Origin of the sequence: Chryseobacterium luquanense, assembly GCF_026460945.1 — a bacterium.
GTDB lineage: Bacteria > Bacteroidota > Bacteroidia > Flavobacteriales > Weeksellaceae > Chryseobacterium > Chryseobacterium luquanense.
Genome location: NZ_JAOVZV010000020.1, coordinates 99,224 through 121,948, shown reverse-complemented (window position 1 = coordinate 121,948; position 22,725 = coordinate 99,224). Strand labels below are relative to the sequence as shown.

The 22,725-nt window shown below is 32.3% G+C and carries 14 protein-coding genes; 3 read left to right on the top strand and 11 right to left on the bottom strand.

Annotation, left to right across the window (positions count from 1 at the left end):
* From OEA66_RS17160 to ccoG, 10 genes are all read right to left on the bottom strand, one after another.
* Positions 1–2,868: an AsmA-like C-terminal region-containing protein gene (locus OEA66_RS17160; RefSeq protein ID WP_267282536.1), complete on the bottom strand. Its 2,868-nt coding sequence runs from the start codon at positions 2,866–2,868 to the stop codon at positions 1–3.
* A 112-nt stretch (positions 2,869–2,980) separates the two neighbouring features.
* A complete protein-coding gene (locus OEA66_RS17155; RefSeq protein ID WP_267282535.1) occupies positions 2,981–4,963 on the bottom strand; it encodes an LTA synthase family protein in 1,983 nt (660 codons plus the stop codon).
* Between the two features lie 54 nt (positions 4,964–5,017).
* Positions 5,018–6,301: a sensor histidine kinase gene (locus OEA66_RS17150; RefSeq protein WP_267282534.1), complete on the bottom strand. Its 1,284-nt coding sequence runs from the start codon at positions 6,299–6,301 to the stop codon at positions 5,018–5,020.
* 4 nt (positions 6,302–6,305) lie between these two features.
* A complete protein-coding gene (locus OEA66_RS17145) occupies positions 6,306–6,980 on the bottom strand; it encodes a response regulator transcription factor (RefSeq protein ID WP_267282533.1) in 675 nt (224 codons plus the stop codon).
* A 68-nt stretch (positions 6,981–7,048) separates the two neighbouring features.
* Positions 7,049–9,037 (bottom strand): heavy metal translocating P-type ATPase, encoded by a 1,989-nt coding sequence (locus OEA66_RS17140; RefSeq protein WP_267282532.1) that lies wholly within the window; start codon positions 9,035–9,037, stop codon positions 7,049–7,051.
* Positions 9,038–9,081: 44 nt separating this feature from the next.
* The gene (locus tag OEA66_RS17135) at positions 9,082–9,507 is read right to left on the bottom strand and encodes a Fur family transcriptional regulator (protein WP_267282531.1); all 426 of its coding nucleotides are present in this window, start codon (positions 9,505–9,507) and stop codon (positions 9,082–9,084) included.
* Positions 9,508–9,519: 12 nt separating this feature from the next.
* Complete coding sequence (locus tag OEA66_RS17130) at positions 9,520–10,761, bottom strand: efflux RND transporter periplasmic adaptor subunit (protein WP_267282530.1); 1,242 nt, start codon at positions 10,759–10,761, stop codon at positions 9,520–9,522.
* A 2-nt stretch (positions 10,762–10,763) separates the two neighbouring features.
* Positions 10,764–15,125 carry a CusA/CzcA family heavy metal efflux RND transporter gene (locus OEA66_RS17125; RefSeq protein WP_267282529.1) on the bottom strand — a complete coding sequence of 1,454 codons (4,362 nt, stop codon included), beginning with the start codon at positions 15,123–15,125 and terminating at the stop codon, positions 10,764–10,766.
* Positions 15,126–15,271: 146 nt separating this feature from the next.
* Positions 15,272–15,604, bottom strand: coding sequence for a DUF6660 family protein (locus OEA66_RS17120; protein ID WP_267282528.1), 333 nt, complete (start codon positions 15,602–15,604; stop codon positions 15,272–15,274).
* 128 nt (positions 15,605–15,732) lie between these two features.
* Positions 15,733–17,190, bottom strand: a complete 1,458-nt coding sequence (ccoG, locus tag OEA66_RS17115) for a cytochrome c oxidase accessory protein CcoG (RefSeq protein ID WP_267282527.1) — start codon at positions 17,188–17,190, stop codon at positions 15,733–15,735.
* A 412-nt stretch (positions 17,191–17,602) separates the two neighbouring features.
* Here ccoG and OEA66_RS17110 point away from each other — a divergent pair, with 412 nt between their 5' ends.
* Positions 17,603–18,487, top strand: a complete 885-nt coding sequence (locus tag OEA66_RS17110) for an AraC family transcriptional regulator (protein WP_267282526.1) — start codon at positions 17,603–17,605, stop codon at positions 18,485–18,487.
* A gap of 24 nt (positions 18,488–18,511) precedes the next feature.
* On the opposite strand, the gene OEA66_RS17105 is transcribed toward OEA66_RS17110, so the two are convergent.
* Positions 18,512–19,633, bottom strand: a complete 1,122-nt coding sequence (locus OEA66_RS17105; protein WP_267282525.1) for a 1-acyl-sn-glycerol-3-phosphate acyltransferase — start codon at positions 19,631–19,633, stop codon at positions 18,512–18,514.
* A 236-nt stretch (positions 19,634–19,869) separates the two neighbouring features.
* Between OEA66_RS17105 and OEA66_RS17100 the strand changes: the two genes are divergently transcribed.
* Positions 19,870–20,466 (top strand): Crp/Fnr family transcriptional regulator, encoded by a 597-nt coding sequence (locus OEA66_RS17100; RefSeq protein ID WP_267282524.1) that lies wholly within the window; start codon positions 19,870–19,872, stop codon positions 20,464–20,466.
* Between the two features lie 140 nt (positions 20,467–20,606).
* The gene (locus OEA66_RS17095) at positions 20,607–21,671 is read left to right on the top strand and encodes a 3-oxoacyl-ACP synthase III family protein (protein WP_267282523.1); all 1,065 of its coding nucleotides are present in this window, start codon (positions 20,607–20,609) and stop codon (positions 21,669–21,671) included.
* The last annotated feature ends 1,054 nt before the right edge of the window (positions 21,672–22,725 follow it).

Genomic DNA, 22,725 nt, shown 5'->3' with positions numbered 1-22,725 from the left:
CTATTTCTGTTTCACATCTTTGGTAATTTTCTTTTCAGCAGCTTTTGCTTTCTGCTCCTGTGCTGCTTTTTCTTTTCGTTGTTGCCTTTTTGTTTTTTTCTCCGCACGACGTTCTTCACGAATCACTTTATTAGATTTTTGATTGTATAAAGCATCCACAATTCCCTGTCCGGTTTTACTGAAGATTTTAATTTTCGGTTTCTCGTGAGTTCCAGTAACCACAACAGGGAAACCAATTAAACCACCAGGTAGAATTCCGACTCTGATTCTTAAATCCAGTAGTCCGTTGAAACTTGTAGTTCCACTAATTGTAGGCCTTAAAATAGAGACTTTAAAAGTAAATTTATCAACGTGAATTAAATTATTTTTAATGTACGTTTCGATATTTACGCCTTTCATATCGGGATTATTGAACGCTTTTGCACCAATATCATTCCCGACTGCAGAAAGCATTTTCAGGTTTTTCACTTCCACATCACGAAGATTTACCACTCCTCCACCTTCAAGAGAAGGATAAATTGGAGTCATATTTTTGTCAAAATCTCCCTTTAATTTATAATCTATAGAAACAATTCCTTTTACATTTTTGGCTGCAGTAGCCATCTCACGAACCATATCAATCTCGTTATACGCTCGTTGAACATCAAAATCTAAAACATTTAAGGCAATATCATAATTTGCAGTCAACGGAGACTCATCTTGATAACGTGCATCAATTTTCATTCTGCTTCCGACGACGTCAAATGAAGTATTTTTAAGGAAAACTTCTCCTTTATTCACCAAAGCCAAACCAAAAAGATTATTAAGATTTAAACCTTTAAACTCCACATTTTTGGCATCAGCTTCCAAAGAAACATCCAGGTTTTTAGGGATAATCACAACTCCACTGCTTTTCGGATTTTCAACTTTCGCATAATCAACTTCTATTGATTTTTTTGAATTATCGCCGTCTTTCAAGGCCATAAATTCATCAATCAAAATATATCTTGATTTTAATTTAAATTTCCCGTGGAGTGTTCCTTTTCTTTCAATAAAATAATTAATGGTATTTAAAAGGTAACCATTTAAAGCAAAATCTGATTTCCCATAATTCGCAAAAAACTTTCTGAACCACATTTTTTCATTCTCAAATTGGAAGTTCCCTTCTTTAATATAAAATGATTTTGGAAGATATTCTGTGGTTGCTTTTATATTTTTTAAAATTAAATTTCCTTTGTTATCTAATTTGCTATATTGACCTGTTGTTGCATAACTTTGTCGTCCGTTTAAGGATAAATCTGCCATAATTAAACCACTTACGTCCAATCCTTTTTTAGCAAAAACTTTATAAATTCTTCCGACATTTAAAACTCCTTTTGCCCGAACTTTATACAAAACATCTTCAAAATTCTGCAAATCTGCATTCACAAAAACAGGATTTCCTTCAAAATCAAATTTAAATGGATCCAGTTTTACACCCAAACTCTTGAAAGTTCCGTCTGTATTTGTAATATTCGCAGCAATATTGATATTCTGAATTGGGTTTGGATAATATTTTGTTTTCAGCCAACCATTTTTCAGATTGAGATATCCGTTTGTTTTAGGAAATAATTTTTTATCCAAACTAAAAATACCGTTTGCTTTAATATTAGTATCCATTAAACCTCGAACATCAATATCTTCTAATCCTAAAGCCTGACTTAAAGTCTGCAAATTAACGGCGCCTTTTACATCTGCATTAATCTGCATTTCATCCAAACCTTTGGTTTTTACCACTGCTTTGAAATTATTATTCGGACCTAGATCAAAACTTAGATTCTTTAAATCTAATCCTAATTGTTCGGTATTTAAATCAGGTAAATCTACATTCAGATCCATATTAAAATTATTCATCGGAACGGGCGCTTTTCCATTAGAAACAAAACCATCTTTCATCAAAAGTCTGGCTTTCAATCTTGGTTTCAAATTTTTAGGTTCGCTGAATCTTCCTTTTAAACTAAAAAACAAATCACTATTTCCTTCAATCTTTGTGTCTTTTGCCCAATCTAAATATTGTGGTGGAAGAACGGAAATCATATCACGAATCGTTGTTTTTTCTGAAGCTGCATTAATATCAAGATTGTAACCGTCTTTCAAAATACTTACAAAACCTGTAAATTTCAAAGGTAATTCATTAATTCTCAGCTCATTTTTTCTTAAAACAAAAGTCAACGCATTGGTATTAATTCTTGTAATTAAATCCGCGTGTAATGTTTTTTGTTTGGCGTAATAAATTCTGTTTAAGCTAAAATCAAGTTTATTAATATCCAAATCTGTTGTAAGGTCGAAAATATCTTCACTTAAACCACCTTTTCCTGTATAATTTAAACCTTTTGCATCGACTAAAACTCTTGCAGCATGGTCGTTATATTTGATATTCCAGTTTTTTAGTTTAATTAAATCCAATTTAATTGAAGCTCCTGTTCCGGTTGTATCTTTTGGTTTTTCTGAAGGTTTTGCAACGTAAACATTATAATTGGCTTCACCTTTTGTATTGACAAAAACATTTGCAACTGCATCGGTCACATAAATTTCATCAATCTTAACTTCTCCGTCGAAAATGAGATTTTTAAGATTAATTCCGACCGCAAGTTCTTTTGCAGCCAACAACGTATCATTATGAAATGGTTTTGAACCTTTCAGTAAAACATCGTCAACGGAAACCGTGAGCGAAGGAAAATGTCTGAAAAATGTAAGATGTGTTTTTTTATAATCGAGTTTTCCTGCAAGATGTTTATTGGCAAATATTTTTACCTGTTCCGAAACTGTTCCCGGAAATAAAATTGGAATAATAAACATGAGAAAAAGAATGGAAGCAATCGAAATTCCCGCCCATTTCAAAATTTTCAAAATTATTTTTTTAAACCTCTCCATGATCCGATAATTTTGATATTAATAATTATAGATTGTGATAATCTCAAACTTATCTAAAATCGAGCCATTAAGTTAATGTTTAAAAACTCTAATTCACTTTCATTATACCGTTTTTAAATCTTGTACTTGCTGTTTGATAGTAAGAAATTGTTTCATTAACCAAACTATTATTTTTTGTTTTTAGCTCAGATAAAGATTGATCACTTCCAGAAACATTGAATTGTTTTACTCTTTTTCTGTCGTCAATTTGAGTAAAAACGTTGGCTTTGAACATTCCCAAAGTGCGGTAATTTCCGAGAAAAGCTTTTTCATCGCCGATTTTGGTTTGGTTAATATCCTTTCCAAATAAAGATGTGTTATAATTCCAGCCCAAATATCCGAATAAAGTTGGCAACAAATCAATTTGTGAAGTTAAACGTTTAATTTTTTCAGGCGAATGATTCAGATTATAAATAATGGCAGGAATATGATGTTTTGCAATATTGATTTCCCATTTTCCGGCGCTACTTGCACAATGATCGGCAACAATTACAAAAACGGTATTTTTAAACCACGGTTTTGATTTCGCATCAGCAATAAATTTCCCTAAAGCATAATCTGTATATTTTACGGCAGCACTTCGGTCTCCTTGCGGAAGATTTATTTTACCATTCGGAAAAGTATAAGGTTTGTGATTGGAAGTCGTCATTACAAACTGAAAGAATGGTTTTCCTCGTTTATAATTCAAATCTGCATATTTTATCGATTGTTTATACAAATCTTCATCACAAATTCCCCATGCATTTTCAAAACTGACTTCACTATCTTTTATCATAAATCTTGAAGTTTTAATTTGATCAGAAAGCGGATTTCCTCTGTCTCTGTCGACAATATCAAAGCCCTGTCCGCCAAAAAAATTGTTCATATTATCAAAATATCCGTCTCCGCCGTAAATAAAACAGGGATGATAATTTTTAGTTTTAATAATGGTAGAAATAGAAAACAGGTTTTCATTATTGGGTCTTCTCACAATGCTGTTTCCAGGAGTTGGAGGAACAGACAAAGTTAAAGCTTCCATTCCACGAACGGTTCTGGTTCCGGTTGCATACAAATTGGTAAAAAAAATACTTTCTTTTGATAATTGATCGTAATTTGGCGTCAGTTGATCTTTATTTCCAAATTCTGTCAGAAAATCGGCGCTGAAACTTTCAATGGCAATTAAAATAATATTTGGTTTTTGCTCCTGATTTCCAATTGTTAATCTTGAAATATCACTGTAATTTGTGGTTGTAAATTTTTGATTTTCCTGTAAAATATTTTTTTTGAGAATTGAATATGCCACTTTTTCTGGAAGCTTCGGGTAAAAAGTTTCATAATCTAATTCGTTTGATTTGAATGCAGAAATAAATGAAAAAGTGCCGTTCTTTCCCAATTCATTAACCACTAAATTATTACTAAAATCTGCCTGTTTATTTTTCATCATTAAACCTAAACCAACTGAAACCAATAGTAAAGGAAGTGAAAAAATAAATCGTTTTGAAACGGGTATTTTATCCGAAAAAGTATATTTAAAAACCTTTAGTTTTTTAAACAAAACAAAAGTAAGCACAATTAAACTTATTAGAACAAAGACAATTAAAGGAAGCGGATAAGATTCGTTAATATTTTCAAAAACTTCGTATGTATAAATGAGATAATCTACTGCGATAAAATTAAATCTAACTCCAAACTCCTCCCAAAAAGGAATCTCAGCCAGTAAACTGAAAAAAATAATGATAAAAATGAGTGTTAAATAAAAGTAGGTAAAAGTTTTGTCAAAGAAAGAACCAATCCACTTTTTAGGCAAAATAAGAAGATACATTCCGTATAAAAACAAAAATAATGTTCCGACTGTAAAATCGTAAATAAATCCAGTAAAAAATGCTCTTAGAATATAAATCAGATTAAAATCCAGGTCTTTTGAAGACCAAATCAGAAAAGAAATCCGAATAAGAAATGAAAGTAAAAGATATAAACTTAACACGCTGAAAAGCGCAGAAAACCTTGTTCTGTAAAGGTTTTTAATAAAAACTGAAAGCTTTTTGAATATCATCACAATAATTTGAGACGACAAGATTACATTCCAATTTTGAAGAAATTTTGAATTTTAGAATTTCACAGAAAAAATATGAAAATCATTTTCAAAAGAATATCCTATTTCCCAATGATGAAATCTGCAAATCTCTTTGATAATCGCCAAACCAAGACCGCTTCCGTTATTATCCGAAGAAAATCTGGAAAATCGTTTGAAAAGCAAATCACTATTTAGTTTTTGCGTTCCGGAATTATAAACCTGAAACAAATTTTCGTTTAATTTTATTTTAATAATTCCTGAATTCGGAGTATGACGAATCGCATTGACAAGAAGATTATTGATTAAAACTTCTGTTAAAGCGGCATTCCCAATAGCTTTTACCTTTGAATTAATGAAACTTGAAACCGAAATATTTTTTTGCTGAAAATGTTCTTGAAGTGTCTCAAAACATTGCTGAACAAGTTCATCCAATTGAATATCAAAATTTTCAAACTGATTGTTTTCTATTTTTGCCAAAAGCAATAAATTTTTATTGATTCTTGAACTTCGAGTTAAAGCTCGATTCATTTCTTCGGCAATTTCATACTGTTTTTCTGTTAAATCTTTGCTTTGCAATAAAATATCAAGCTTATTTTTTAAAATTGCTAAAGGGGTTTGTAATTCGTGTGAAGCATTTTCGGTAAATTCTTTTTGGGTTGCATAAACAGAAACACTGTGATCAATCAGTTTTCGAAGTGACTCATTAAGGTCTTCAAATTCTTTGGTATCGGTTTTCAGAAAATCAATTTTATCGTTACTATTAAGATTAAATTTTTTTAATTTTTCTAAAGTATTTCGAAAAGGTTCCCAAATCGTTTTTGATAATCTCCTGTTTAAAATAAACAATCCCATTACGATCAAAAGAAAGAAAAAACCTGTAATCAAGCCGATAATCATTACGGTATCTTCCGTTTCTTCAATATTGGTTTCGATGGTAAATAAATACGGAACATTTTTTATGTAGACAACTTTTTTTAAACATCTGTAACGCTCAATTTTCTTATCCGTAGAAAAAGGTTTATATTTTTCAATGGTAAAAATAGAATCTGGTTTAATCTGATTTGTTGAAATTTTTTCAATATTTGTTCCTGGTTGAATTTTATTCCAAAGAGTAATATTTTGTTGAATTTCATCATCATTCATATTTGCCTGATTGAAATCGTAAGAAGTTTTCTCAGCAACAATCGTATTATGCTCATCCAATTCTTCCTGCCAAATAAAATCTACCACAAAATAATAAACAGGAACACTGATGGAAAGAACAATCAGCACGTAAATTATAAAAGGTTTTGTGGTTTTACTTAACAGTGGTTTCATAGCATCAATTTACCCATTTGTAGCCCGTTCCGTACACTGTTTTTAAATAATGGTCGCAACCTGCATCATACAATTTCTTTTTCAAATTTTTTACGTGAGCATAAACAAAATCATGGTTATCAAGCATGTCTGCAAAATCACCGGAAAGATGCTCTGCCAAAGTACTTTTAGAGATGACTTTATTTTTATTTCCGATAAAATAAATTAACAAATCAAACTCTTTTTTAGTTAAAACTATTGCCTGATTATTAATCGTTACAGTTTTTGAAAGTAAGTCAATTTGCAACTCATTATTCTGTATTTTATTTGAATTATCAAACTGCTTTCTACGAATAATCGAAAAAACCCTTGCCATCAATTCAGAAAGATGGAAAGGTTTTGTAAGATAATCATCTGCGCCCATCTGAAGACCTTTTACGCGGTCATCCAGACCATTTTTCGCAGAAACAATGATAACACCGTCTTGTTTATTTTGTTTTTTTAATTCTTCTAAAATATCTAATCCGTTTCCGTCGGGAAGCATGATGTCTAAAACAATACAGTCATATTCGTAGGTATTAATTTTATCCATCGCTTGACAGAATGTAGATGCAAATTCGCAGAGATAATTTTCTTCCGACAGATATTCAGAAATGCTTTTGGCTAAATCTCTTTCGTCTTCTATGATTAAAACTTTCATGCTGCGAATTTATATTTTGAATTTAGAATAAATTTAGAATTTTTATCTGAACCAAAAACATTTTCACCTTAAAACCTCATCTTCTGAATCCTCACTGCATTTAAAATCGCCAGTAAAGCTACACCCACATCTGCAAAAACCGCTTCCCACATTGTAGCCAAACCACGAGCTCCGAGAATCAAAACAATTCCTTTCACAACAAAAGCCAAGATAATATTTTGCCAGACAATTTGTTTCGTCTTTTTCCCAATATTGATTGCCATTGGAATTTTTGATGGTTTATCATCCTGAATCACCACATCTGCAGTTTCAATGGTTGCATCGCTTCCCAATCCGCCCATTGCAATTCCCACATCGCTTAAAGCAACTACAGGTGCATCATTCACACCATCGCCTACGAAAGCAACACTTTCATTTCGGGATTTTATTTCCTTCACTTTATTTACTTTATCTTCAGGAAGCAAATCGCCAAAAGCATTATCAATTCCCAATTGTTGAGCCACAAATTTTACAACCGTGCTTTTATCTCCACTTAACATTGTTGCTTTTACATTCATGCTGTGTAATTTATCTATGGCCGATTTTGAATCTTCTTTGATTTTGTCAGCAATCGTGACATATCCTGCAAATTTTCCATCATAAGAAATGGCAATTACAGTATAGACAATATCAGCCGGATTAATATTATATTGAATATTAAACTTATCCATCAATTTGAAATTTCCAACCAATAATTCTTTGTCATTAACAATGGCTTTCAAACCGTGACCTGCGATTTCTTCTATATTTTTAAGGTTTAGAGATGAGTCGATTTTGCCAACATATTCATTAATGGCTGTTGCAACGGGATGTGTACTGTTACTTTCCAAAGCATTGACCATTTGAAGCAATTCATTTTTATTAAAATCTGAATTAATATTTACTTCCTGAACCTCAAAAACTCCTTCTGTCATCGTTCCGGTTTTGTCCATTACAACGTTTTGAATTTCGGCTATTTTATCTAAAAAATTACTTCCTTTAAACAAGATTCCGTTTCGTGAAGCCGCTCCGATTCCGCCGAAATATCCCAAAGGAATTGAGATTACCAAAGCACACGGACAAGAAATGACCAAGAAAACCAAAGCTCTGTACAGCCAATCTCTGAATACATAATCACTGACGAAAAAGTAAGGTAAAAAACAAATCAAAATCGCTAAAACCACAACAATAGGAGTGTAAATTCTTGCAAATTTTCTGATAAAAAGTTCGGTCGGTGCTTTTTGTGAAGTCGCATTTTGAACCAATTCCAGAATTTTGCTGAGTTTACTGTCTTGGTACACTGTAGTTACTTTTACTTGTGCAACAGTTTGAAGGTTGATCATTCCGGCAAGAACTGTTTCTCCTTTATTTTTTGTATCGGGTTTACTTTCTCCAGTAAGAGCTGCGGTGTTAAAAGATGCAGATTCACTCAATAATTCGCCATCCAAAGCCAATTTTTCGCCTGATTTTAATTGAATGATGTCGCCAATTTTTGCCTGTTCAGCTTTAATAGTTTTCGTGGCATTATTTTCTACAATAGTCACTTCATCCGGTCTTTGATCAAGTAAAGCTTTAATATTGCTTTTTGCTCTTGTAACCGCCAAAGTCTGGAAAACTTCACCAACTGAATAAAACAGCATCACTGCAACACCTTCCGGATATTCTCCAATCGCAAATGCTCCAACAGTAGCAATTCCCATCAGAAAAAATTCTGAAAAGACATCGCCTTTTATAATGCTTTCAAATGCTTCTTTCAAAACCGGTAAGCCAACAGGAACATACGCAGCTGCAAACCAAACTATTCTTACCCAACCTATGAACCAATCCTGCGGGAAGAAATGATCCATTCCAATTCCAAAAAGTAATAACATTAATGAAATAATGGCTGGAAAAAACATCTGAAATGTGGTTTTATCCGAACTTCCGTGGTTGTGTTCGTCATCATCACCATGGTCGTGATTGTGACCGTCGTTAGCATGATGAATTGCTTGTTTTTTTATTTTTTCTCCGTCTTCAGTGGAGCAACATTCTTTTGACATTTTTTTAATTTTAATTCAAATTTACAGAACCGTTTGATGCAACACTATTGCAAACTTTCTTCTTTCAGGCAGTTTTCGCAGATTCCTTTTGCAAAAAACCGTATTTCATCTATTCTGAAACTCGTTTTCATATTTTCAGGAAACGAAATATCTTTTTTACAGGTGGTTTGTTTACAGATTTTGCAGTAAAAATGCAGATGCCAATCTCTGTGGGTGTTTTCATTACAACCGTCATCGCAAAGCTTATATTTCGTTGTATTATTTTCCTGAATGCTGTGTACAATTCCTTTTTCTTCAAAAGTTTTTAAAGTCCTATAAATGGTGATTCTGTCTGCATTTTCAAAATTATTTTCTACCTCAGAAAGCGATAGAGCACTTTTCTGATTGCTTAAAAAATCATATACCAAAATCCTCATACTGGTAGGTTTGGTATTTTTATCAATGAGCCTGTTTTCTATATTTTCTTTCATAACTTCGATGTATTAGTGACCATGGTCACCAGAATTAGACAACTTTGCATTCACAAAAAATGCACCTTTCACTACAATTTTTGCATCCGGAGCAATTGGCGCAACAGAGGTTATTGCTGTGTAACCCATATCAGAAGAACCTTTTACTATTTCAACTTTTTCAAAATTTATTGTTTTAGAATCATCCTTAGTTTCTTTACTGTGATTATTTGCTTCATGATGTTCCTCTGCTTTTTTATTTGTCTGAACAAACACATAGTATTTTCCGTCAGCTTCTACAATTGCTTCATCGGGAATTGCAGGAGTTGTACTTTTATCCAAACTCACGATTCCGGTGATGTTCATTCCGTCAATCAGACCGATTTTATTTCCAGTCACATTGGCATGAACGGAAATGGTTTTGCTTTCGTTTTCAAATGACGAACCGATGCTGTATACTTTTCCATCATATTCAGTTTCAGGATTATTGGTCAGTTTAAAATGAACGATTTGTCCGATTTTCATTTTTGGTAAATCTTTTTCAAAAACCTGTAAATCAAGATGAATCGAATTGTTATCAATAATATCCAAAACCGGCGACGAAACATCAACATAACTTCCAATTTGTGCATTAATATTGCTGATTGTACCGCTAATCGGCGAAGTTATCACTAAGCCTGAACGTAAATTTCCATTAGAAACTTTCCCCGGACTGATTCCCATCAATTGCAATTGTCTTTGCAAAGAAGCTCGTTGAGTTCTAAGACTTTTTAACTCTGAATCGGCACTTTGAAGATTCTTTTTCGCCCCTGCATCATTATCAAACAATTCTCTTTGTCTTCTAAATTCCTGTTCAGCAAAAGAAATTCTGCTGTTTACCGTAAGATATTGCTCCTGAACCTGAATATATTCGGGATTACTGATGGTTGCCAAAACCTGACCTTGTCTCACAAAATCTCCAATCTGAACTTTAATCGTTTGGATAACCCCGCCATACAAAGATGTGACGGTTGCTTTTTTGTTGTTGGGAACTCTTAATAAACCGTTGGCTTTGATGGTTGAAGTCAGTTCTTTCATCTCTACTGTTCCCAAAGTCACACCGACCGATTTCATTTGTTCTTCTGTCAATTCTGCGATAGTTTCAGGTGCTTCATTGTGATTTTCTTCAGTCTGTTCGATTTTAATTTCACCTTGAGGATTTTCTTTTTTTCCTCCACAACTTATCGCAAAAATTGAGATGAATATTAATGAAATGGCTTTATATTTAATTTGCATTTTTATTGATTTATAATTGAATTAATGATAATAACAGATTCATTAACCTGCTGAATAGATTCCAGATATTTTAACTGAATATTTGTAGCAGTTTGCAAAGCGAAAAGATATTCTACATAAGAAATCTCACCCGTTTTGTATCCCAATTGTCCGGCTTTTGTAATTTTCTCCGCATTTGGAATCGCCTGATTCACGTAATATTCATACTGTTTTACATTCTGCTGATATTGATTTAAAGCATTTTCCAACTGCATTTCCAATTGTTTTTGCTGGAATTTAGCATTCGCTTCTGCCATTTGTTTTTGATAATCAAAAGACTGCATTCTTGCTTTTGTCGCTCCAAAAGTCAAAGGAATTGAAACGCCGATTGTTGCCGAATGAAAACGGTTTCCGCCATTGAAATACTTCTCCATTCCGTTCACATTTTGAAAACCAATCAAAGACTGGTTTGTATAACCAATAGTAAACTCAGGAAGTCCTTGCGATTTTTCGACATTTTTATTCTTTTCGGCAATTTCCATTTCCTGATAAAATGCTTTCACCAAAGGATGTTTTGCAATAGCTGAACTATCCAAAACATAATTTGCTTTTAAAGGCTGATAATTTTGGTCAAATGGAACTGCAATATCTTCGGAAATATTTAAAACTGTTTTTAAATTTTTATAAGCATTCGTCAAATAAACTTCATTTTGTCTCAATAATAAATTGATTTCCCCTTTTTGAGTTTCCGCCGTATTAATTTCTATTTTCTTAATATCTCCAGCTTTAAACCTTACAGTAGCAATTCGAATAAAATCATTATACAAACTGTCAAGATTTTTAAGTTTTGATTGGTTGTTTTGCAGGTATTCAATCTGATAATAATATGTTCTGACTTGTTTCGCCAATTCGTTTACAGAAATCTCCTTATTAATTTGCTTTCCTTTGATTTGTTCATTAATCAAATCTTTTCTGGCTTTAAACAAAGTCGGAAACGGAATAGTTTGAGAAATAGCAAAAGACTGGTCAAATTTTCTGGAATTATATTGTCCTAATTGTGCATCAACATTCATTTTCGGAAGTTCTTTTGATGTTGGTTTCAAAGCTTCAGTTGATTTAATATCTAAATCTTTCGATTTCATCAAATCATTATTATTTAAAGCTAAATTGATAGCTTGTTCAACTGTCAAAGGATTTCCTTGTTGTGCTTTAAGTGTATTTCCCAATAAAAAAAACAAAACAACAACTGCCGTTACAGATTTAGATTTAAACTTTCTAAAATTAATTTTAGAATTAAAAATAATATATAACATCGGCAAAACGAACAAAGTGAGGAAAGTCGCCGTCACCAAACCTCCGATAACAACGGTTGCCAAAGGTTTTTGAACTTCCGCACCTGCTCCCGTGGAAATTGCCATCGGCAAAAATCCTAAAGAAGCGACTGTTGCGGTCATTAAAACAGGTCTTAATCGGATTTTTGTGCCTTCCATCACCCTTTTTATAATATTGGTTTCGCCCTCTTTTTCTAATTGATTGAAGGTTCCGATTAAAACAATTCCATTCAAAACTGCGACTCCAAACAAAGCGATAAATCCGATTCCTGCGCTTATACTAAAAGGCATATCTCTCAATAACAAAGCGAAAACACCTCCGATTGCACTCATAGGGATTGCAGTAAAAATCAACGCAGCTTGTTTAAACGAATGAAATGTAAAATACAATAACAGAAAAATCAATAATAACGAAACAGGAACAGCAATCATTAATCTTTCACTCGCCGCTTTTAAGTTCTCAAACTGGCCGCCATAAGTGAAATAATATCCGGAAGGCAACTTAATTTGTTTGTCTAATTTTTGCTGAATTTCCTTCACCACACTTTGTACATCTCGATCTTTTACATTAAAACCAATCACAATTCTTCTCTTTCCGGCTTCCCGACTTATTTGCGCAGGACCCAATTTATAATTGATATTTGCGACCTGAGAAAGTGGAACTTGCGCACCTGAATTCGTAGAAATCATTAAATTATTAACATCATTAATATTCGTTCGGTTTAAGCTGTCTAACCGAACGACCAGATCGAATCGTCTTTCATTTTCAAAAACCTGACCCGCAGATTTCCCTGCAAAAGCAGTACTTAAAGCATTATTCACGTCTTCGATATTCAAACCGTAATTTGCCATTCTCGTTCTGTCGTATTCCACATTAATTTGCGGAAGTCCACTTACTCGCTCGATTTGTGGAGAAGTTGCGCCTTTTACAGACTGAATTACTTTCGCCGTTTTATCGGCATAAATTGCCAAAGAATCTAAGTTTTCACCAAAAATTTTCACGGCAACATCTTGTCTGATTCCTGTCATCAATTCATTAAAACGCATTTGGATTGGTTGATTTTTTTCAAAGAAAACTCCGGGAATATTTTCTAATTTTTCAGAAATTTCATCAGCTAATTCTTCGTAGGATTTTTTGGTTTTCCATTCTTTTTGGGGTTTTAAAACAACGATTAAATCAGTAGCTTCCGGTGGCATCGGATCGGTCGGAACTTCTGCAGCTCCGGTTTTTCCTACAACCATTTTTACCTCATCAAATTGTTTGATAATTCTTGAAGCCTGCATCGAAGTTTCAATACTTTGACTTAATGAACTCCCCTGTGGAAGAATACAGTGAAAAGCGTAATCGCCTTCCTGTAATTGTGGAATAAATTCGCCTCCCATTCTTCCAAAAATCAATACCGAAAAAGCAAATAAAGCAACCGTTCCGCCAACTAACCAATATTTTATTTTTAAAGCTTTTCCTAATAATGGATGATAAATTTTCTGAAGTTTATTCATCATTTTATCTGAAAAAGTTTCTTTATTCATAGGTTTTTTAGATAAAAATAAAGCGCTGATCATCGGAATATAGGTCAATGATAAAATCAATGCTCCCAAAATCGCAAAACCGACTGTTTTGGCCATTGGTGTAAACATTTTTCCTTCAACGCCAACCAAAGTCAGAATAGGAATATAAACGATTAAGATAATAATTTCTCCGAAAGCTGCACTGCTTCTGATTTTCGATGCAGAAAGGAAAACTTCTTCATCCATTTCGGATTGCGTGAGGATTTTATTGGTTTTTCTTAAACCTAAATGATGCAAAGTTGCCTCAACAATAATTACAGCCCCATCTACAATTAAACCAAAATCGATGGCTCCTAAACTCATTAAATTGGCACTTACTCCAAAAACATTCATCATTCCTAAGGCAAATAATAATGAAAGTGGAATTGCCGAAGCGACAATCAAGCCTGCACGGAAATTTCCAAGGAAAATGACTAAAACGAAAATGACAATTAGAGCTCCTTCAATTAAGTTTTTTTCTACCGTGCCAATTGCTCTTCCCACCAAATCTGTTCGGTCTAAAAATGGTTCAATGATAACATCATTCGGAAGCGATTTCTGAATGGTAGGAATATTATCTTTAATTCTTTGAACGACTTCATTACTGTTTGCCCCTTTTAGCATCATTACAACACCTCCAACGGCATCAACTTCGCCGTTATACGTCAAAGCTCCGTAACGGACAGCATGACCAAAACCGACATTCGCTACATCTTTTATGAAAATGGGAACGCTACCTGTTTCATTTTTAACAGCAATATTTTTAATGTCTTCAATGGAAGTTACAATCCCGATTCCCCGGATGAAATAGGCGTTTGGTTTTTTGTCAATGTAAGCTCCACCTGTGTTTTGATTGTTCTTTTCTAAAGCCGTAAAAACGTCAGTAATACTTATTCCCATTGCTTTTAAGCGATTGGGATTGATCGCAACTTCGTATTGTTTTAATTCACCACCAAAACTGTTGATTTCGGCAACTCCGGGAGTTCCGTTGAGCTGTCTGCGGACAATCCAGTCCTGCATTGTTCTTAAATCTTTACTGCTGTATTTTTTTTCACTTCCTTTTTTAGGATGTAGAATATACTGATAAACTTCCCCCAAACCCGTACTCACAGGAGCCATTTCGGGAGTTCCGACTCCTTTGGGAATTTCTTCGGAAGCTTGTTTTAATTGTTCGTTGATTAATTGACGGGCAAAATAGATATCAACATTTTCTTTAAAAACAACCGTAATTACAGATAGTCCGAATCTTGAAATACTTCTAGTTTCCTCAATATCCGGAACGTTGGCAATGCTTTGTTCGATAGGAAATGTGACTAATTGTTCTACTTCCTGTCCCGCCAAAGTTGGACAGACCGTGATAATCTGAACTTGATTATTGGTGATGTCTGGGACGGCATCAATCGGTAATTTTGTGGCACTCCACGTGCCCCAAATGATAAGCATCAAGGTCATTATCCCAATGATAATTTTGTTCTTGATGCTAAATCTTATGATATTATCTAACATTGAATTTAATTTTATTGAACGTCGAACTCAATTCATAAAAAAGAATTAAGGGCGACAAAGATGAACAGGAATCCATTGCAATAGTATTGCAAAGTTTCCACGACAAATGGATGAAAGACATACGTCTTCCATTAAATCAATAAAATTTAAATTTTGGGAGGTTGCCAAATCTGGTCGTATACCAAATAAGCGAAATCATTTTTCTGAAAATGAATTTTCTTTGAGAAATATTCTGTTACCTTTTTAGGTAAAGGCATTAAAGGCTCGACTTTAAATGAAGTCACGGTCATTTGACAGCAATTGCAAGAGCATAAAGGTGAACAAATATCACCTTGGTCTTTAGAATGATTCTCTTCTGAATTGAGTAAAACACTGTAAGAGTTTTTAGAATTATTCGGAGACTGCGCATGAACATCATTGCACGGCACTACAGAAAGCACTATGAAATAGATTGTTAATAACAGTTTTAGAAAATTCATCAGACAAATGTATCAATTTTCCGTAAGAAATATTAACAATTAAACATTTATCACAAAACTTTAGGCAAAATTTTAATCTAATAATTCAGAAGATAATCGTTCACTTTATTTTATTTCGAGCTAAAATCTTAAGGAATCTGCAACTTAAACGGACCTTCAAAATACGTCTGATAAGAATCAATTAATTTTCCTTTCATGTCGTACACACCAATCGTGATATTTTGTTTAGACAAATTCATTTCGGATTCTGGAAAACTGATGTTGATGGTTCCTTTTGAAATTTTGTCACGCTCTACCGTAATTTTACTTGTTACACTGTAATTGATTTCCGCATGAGAAGGCTCTATTACTTTGATGGTAACTATTTTTTTTTCGTTGGTTTTGTTTAAAAAAGTGTAATTGTATGTGTTTGTAATTTTTCCGTCTCTTACGAAGAAAGTACTTCCTGCAGGTTTGATAAATTTTGCTTCCATTTCCCCACGATTGTAAAGCAAAAATCCTAAAAATCCTACCAATAAAACCAAAATTACAGCAAAACCTTTCATTCTGCCAGTAAATTTATAGGGAATTCCGGTTTCAATTTCTTTTTCTGAGGCATAACGAATCAGACCTTTCGGAAGTCCCACTTTTTCCATAACTTCATCACACGCATCAATACAAGCGGTGCAGTTTACACACTCCAATTGTTGTCCGTCTCTGATGTCAATCCCTGTTGGACAAACCACAACGCATTGATAACAATCAATGCAATCTCCTTTTCCAACGGCTTTTCTGTCCTCATTATTTCGCCATTTTGAACGGTTTTCGCCTCTTTTAAAATCATAAAAAACATTGATCGTTTCTTTATCAATTAAAACACCCTGCAATCTTCCATAAGGACAAACCAATGTACAAACCTGCTCTCTAAACCACCCAAATACAAAATAAAATGCAGCAGTAAAAAGAATCATTACAATAAAATTGGTAAGTTTAGCAAACGGACCTTCTGAAATTATATTGAGAACCTCTTCATATCCAACGACATACATGAACATAAAATGTGTAATAATCAAGGAAATTACTCCGTAAACAGACCATTTCAAACTTTTCTTCCAAATTTTTTCAGAATCCCATTCCTGTCGATCGAGTCTCATTTGTTTGTTTCGGTCTCCTTCAATCCAAAATTCAATTTTACGGAAAACAGATTCCATAAAAATGGTTTGAGGACAAATCCATCCACAAAAAATTCTGCCAAATGCAATCGTAAAAACAATAATGAAAATAAGAGATGCAATAGCCCCCAAAGTAAGAATAAAAAAATCCTGCGGATAAAAAGGCTGTCCCGCAATAAAATATTCGCCATCAATTACATTAAACCGAAAGAATGGATTTCCATTGATTTTGACAAAAGGTATCGTAAAATAAATGACAAGTAAAACATAACTTACCAACTCTCTTCTATTGGTGTATTTTCCTTTTGGTTTCCTAGGAAAAACCCATTTTCTTTTTCCGGATTGCTCCATTGTACCAATAGAATCTCTGTAAGTTTCAGGGTTTAAAACTTGTCCTTGTCCACCACGCGCAATTTCTTCGTCTACTTTTGACATTGATTTTTCAGTTTTCAAATTTTATGGATTAATATATTTTGAATCATACATTTAAAAATAATTTCATCGACAATTCGTCTTTCTAAATGAGAAAAGTTTAAGAATTGAGTTTAAAATCTTGATAAACGCGTAAGACTAAAAAGAAAATTCGCTGTTCATAGCCAATTTTTTGTACTTCCATATTTCATTTTTCTAAAAGAAATTCTCATATTTATACCTTTCTATTTTTCAGCTTAACAATTTTGAAAAAGATTTCAGGCAAAAGGTTTTTATTAATTTTAAAAGAATAAAAGTTATCCTGATAATGAGAATTTAACTTTTCAAATTTAAAACTGCCATCCTTAGTATTTATGGTATTTTTCATTGAATAAATAGTCATATTTACAACTGCGAATTATTATTGAATTTAATAATGAAAGATTTATATCCTACATTTGACATCAACACGTTGTCCACCTGCAATTCAATCAACGAAATTTTCAGTATTGACAGGTTCTCTGAATACCTTGAAGGCAACCCGAAAACGACAAAAGTTCACCGTCATGCATTCTATCATCTGACATTTTTTGTAAAAGGACTCGGAGAAAATATCATGGATTTTAAATCGTATGAAGTTGTTCCCGGAAGTATTTTTCTGATGCGTCCCGGACAGGTTCACAACTGGATTTTAGACGAAAGTGTCGAAGGATATGTGGTTAATTTTTCGTCAACTTTTTTTGACCAACTTCAAATTAATTCGTCTTTAATCGACCAATTTCCTTTTTTTAACTTATTTCCGAGTGACCAGATGATTATTTTATCTGAAAATAATACGGATAAAATGAAAAATTATTTTGAAGACATTATTTCTGAATCTTCAAATCCAAATGGGAGTTCACAAATTATGATTGCGGCAATTTTACTGCAGATTTTCGCACTTGCCGATAAAGAAATAGATTCTAAAGCTGCATTTAACAAAACAAATTACAATTCACTTATTTTCAAACAGTTTACAGAACTCATTGAAGCAAATTTTCAGGAAATTAAGTTACCGAAAGATTATGCATCTTTATTAAATATAACTCCGAATCATTTGAATTTCATCTGCAAACAGCAGATCAATTTATCGGCCGGAGAAATTATCAGAAATAGAATCATTCTTGAAGCAAAAAGACTTTTGGTTAATTTCGATTTATCAATTGCTGCTATTGCAGAAAAAATAAATTATTTCGATACTTCCAATTTCGTTAAATTCTTTAAAAAATATACAGGATTTACTCCTGAAGCGTTCAGAAAACAGTATTACAATAAATTTTAATTGATTGTTCTAAAATGATAAAACTTATTTGATTTTATTAAGCACAGGATTTGCATACATTGCTAAAAAACTCTGTTTCAGGACAGCATCCGAACTGTCAATCCGCATTTCTAATCGCCTCTGAAACAATTGCTTTTCTTCTTCTGTATAATGTTCAGAATATTGATTTGAATTATTTAATAAGTCAAAAGCGATATATTTGGTAGGCCAAAGTTTATAATTTTCAATAATAGAATCGTCAATAATTTTTGCAATCGCCTGAAGTTGTTTATTTTTATTTTCTGTGGTTGAAGCAATTTCATCAAACTCAGTTTCAAGAACTTCACCTGCGTGTAAATGGATTCGTTTTTTCTGTCCTAAAACTCCACTCAACATGGTTTTAAAATCTTCATTTTCATCTTTAATATAGACTTCATTTTTAGATTTCGCCATTACTTGTGGCATTTTCAAAGCATCTGTTGGGTCATATTCGTAAGAAATCGATAACGGAACAATTTTAAGCGATTTAAAAAAATCTGTCAGTAATTCTTTTTCTGATGCCATTGCCAACATTTTCAAAACACCTTGTTGAGTAGTGTCATTTCCGTCTTTCGTACGACCTTCACGTTGTGCAATCCAAACCGAGCGATTTTCTTTTTGCAATAAATTATGGATGTACTCAGACATCACTTTTGAACTGTTCAGTTGTTCCCGAATTGGCAAACCTCGCTGAACTAAAAAATTACGGTTTAATTTCGCTAAAACATGCAGAAATGTTTTCTGAACAAGATTATCACCAATTGCAGAAGAAGTCATAATTAAACCTTTATCCAACAAAACCAAATTCAGCAAAGAAGTATCTAAAACAATATCTCGATGATTGGAAATGAATAAATAGGCCGTGTTTTTATCTAATTTTTCAAAACCGGATGTCGTTAAACCTTCAGAACTCTGCTTCAAAATCTGACGAATGGTCTGCGAGATAAACTGATGCTGAAAATCACTTGTTGTATGAACATTTTTAAACTGATTAAGCCAAAAACTTTCATCAGAATCAGGAAAAGTAAACTGCATTAAGGCTTTCATCATCGGATGCCTCGCTATACTTTGTAAAGCATCATTCACTTCATGATCATAAAAAGGTCTGATCTCATCAAACTTTGACATAGTCTTATTTAAAAAATTAACAATTTGCAAAAGAACAAAAAAATTATTGAGTAAAAGCGTTATTAAATGCCAATATCAAGTTTTAAAAGAAACTTAATATTCAAAAAATTATTTTTTTTAACCGCAATACTTAGACCAAATACTCATTAAAAATTATTTTACATCTGTGACATACCACAAGCCATTGATGAATCAGGTTAAATCTATAAATTTAGAAGACTAATAACTTAATGGCTATGCTCATTTCAAATCAAATACTTATCTCCTTTGGCGCAGAAGTGCAATCTTATCTCCCAAATCAATTTATCTTTAATGAAGGAAACACTGCAAAATATTATTATCAAATCAAAAACGGTACGGTAAAACTCAATAATTATTTTGAGAACGGAAAGGAATTTATCCACGGTTTTCCTTTTGATGGACATTGTATTGGCGAAAGTTATCTTTTTACCGAAAATCTGTATGCGATGAACGCTGTTGCAATTACAAAGTGTGAAATTATAAGACTTGAAAAGCATAAATTTCTAAGAATTCTATTGGAAGAACCTTTGTTATTTTTTAAATTAAATGAATATACAGCAGACCGACTTCATTTCAGATACATTGTTTCAACTTTTTTAGCAATTTCAGATCCGGATATTAGAATTAAAAAATTATTAGATCACATCAAAAATTATTTTAATCATCAGGAGAAGTATAGTTTTCTCGTTCCTTACACAAGACAACAGCTTGCAGCTTTGGTTGGTTTAAGAGTTGAAACAGTCATCAGAAGCATTAAGAAAATGCAGAAAATCAACCTTTTAAAGATTGACGGTAACAAAATTTATTATTGATAAAAAGCTACGAAAAATTAATTCAATGTAATAAATAGTTAAACTTAGCGTTTTTTTATTAAGAATAGATTACCTTTATATCTAAATTTGTAAAACAACCTTAATATTTCCAACAGATCTCATGAAATGAGATTTTTTATATGAAAAGCAAAATTACCGGTGTAGGAAACTACATACCCTCAGAAACCATTACTAATCTATTTTTTGATAAACATATTTTTCTTAATGAAAATGGCGAATATTTAAAGGAAGATAATTTTTCAATTACCAATAAACTTCAAAAAATTACTGGGATTGAAGAGCGAAGATATGCAAGCGAAGATCAGGTGACTTCTGATTTAGGCTTTATTGCAGCAAAAGCAGCGATTGAAAATTCAGGGATTGATCCTGAAACTTTAGATTACATCATTTTTGCACATAATTTTGGAGATGTTAAATTTGGAACGATACAGTCTGATGCAGTTCCAAGCCTTGCTTCTAGAGTTAAACATTTATTACAGATTGAAAATAATTTCTGTGTTGCCTACGATTTATTATTTGGTTGTCCGGGTTGGATTGAAGGGGTTATTCAGGCAAATGCTTTTATTAAATCTGGTATTGCAAAAAAATGTCTAGTAATCGGTTCTGAAACTCTTTCCCGTGTTGTAGATATTCACGACAGAGATAGTATGATTTATGCAGACGGAGCCGGAGCTGTTATTTTGGAAGCGAATTCTGATGACGACGATTCTGGTATAAAATCTCATATTTCTGCTTCATATACTTTAAATGAAAAGGATTTTTTAAACTTCGGAAAATCATATAATAATGAAAATGGTTCCGATACAAAATTCATTAAAATGAATGGTCGTAAAATCTACGAATTTGCACTAGTAAACGTTCCGGAAGCCATGAAAAAATGCCTTGACCAAAGTGGATATTCTATCGATCAATTAGATAAAATTATCATTCATCAGGCAAACGAAAAAATGGATGAAGCTATTGTTCAAAGATTTTATCAATTGTATGATACTCCTACACCTTCCGATATTATGCCAATGGTTATCAGCAAACTTGGAAACAGCAGTGTTGCAACTATTCCATCATTATTATCAATGATTTTGAATAATGAATTACCATCTCACACTATAAAAAAAGGTGACATTCTTTTATTTGCATCTGTAGGCGCAGGTATGAATATCAATGCTTTTGTTTATAAGTTTTAAACTTAATTTTATATAAATTATGAAAGAGAAATATTAGATTATTTCTCTTTTTTGTTTTTTTAAAAGCTCTTATTTCTTCAAAAAATTAATCTTCTTGATTCTAAATGTGGTTCTAATTTTATAGTAATTATTCAAAAATATTTATAAAATTCATACTTTTAAAGCATTCTGATAATTAAAAATGTTCGCCATAATAGAAATTTTAGCGATAAAATATTGTATTTTAATTTTAATAAGTAAAAATAAGCTTCAACAAAAACTTTTTCATTGATAAAATTCACATTGAACTTATAAATATGATAATATTTGTTAAATATTTCAAATTCATATATCAATGTATTTCAATATTTTATAAATCCAGTTTGTCAAAATTTACGAATTATTACATCATAATTTACACATCATAATAAATCAGCATTGTAATCACATAAAACATAAGTTAAATTTGCACCATAAAGATGACGAAATTTTGAATTTTATTATTATATTTATCATTATCAAATAATAATTTAAATCAAATATATCAGAATTTAGAAAAAGTTAAACAATACGAATCCCTACCAAATCAACCATTAAAACAATAACAATATGAAAATATCCAATTACAGGCTTACTCAGTGTATTGCTTACTTATTAACGGCTATAATAATATCTTCAATTTTTCTAATTATTTGGTTAGACTATTTAGTTTCAGATGTAATTTTAACTGTTACATGTGTAGTTCTTTTTTCATTACTGATGCGTCTTCAGTGTGTTATATATGAAAATTCGGGAAATTGTGTAACTTTTAGAAAGCATCACCCTTTTACATCTAAAAAATTTATTCCACCTTTTGTTGAGCTTCCACAGTCGAGCATTAAAGACTTTAATTTTAAAAACAACTTAGGGATTACCAAGTTGACATTGAGACTAAATTCAAAAAGAAAAAAGAATGCAGTTATCAAAATGCTACTTCTAGGGTTTACCAATTCTCAGAGCAAAAAAATAGTCTCATCATTACAAATGATAAGACTTAAAAATGATAACTCACCGTTTTCATAACAAAAAAAGCATT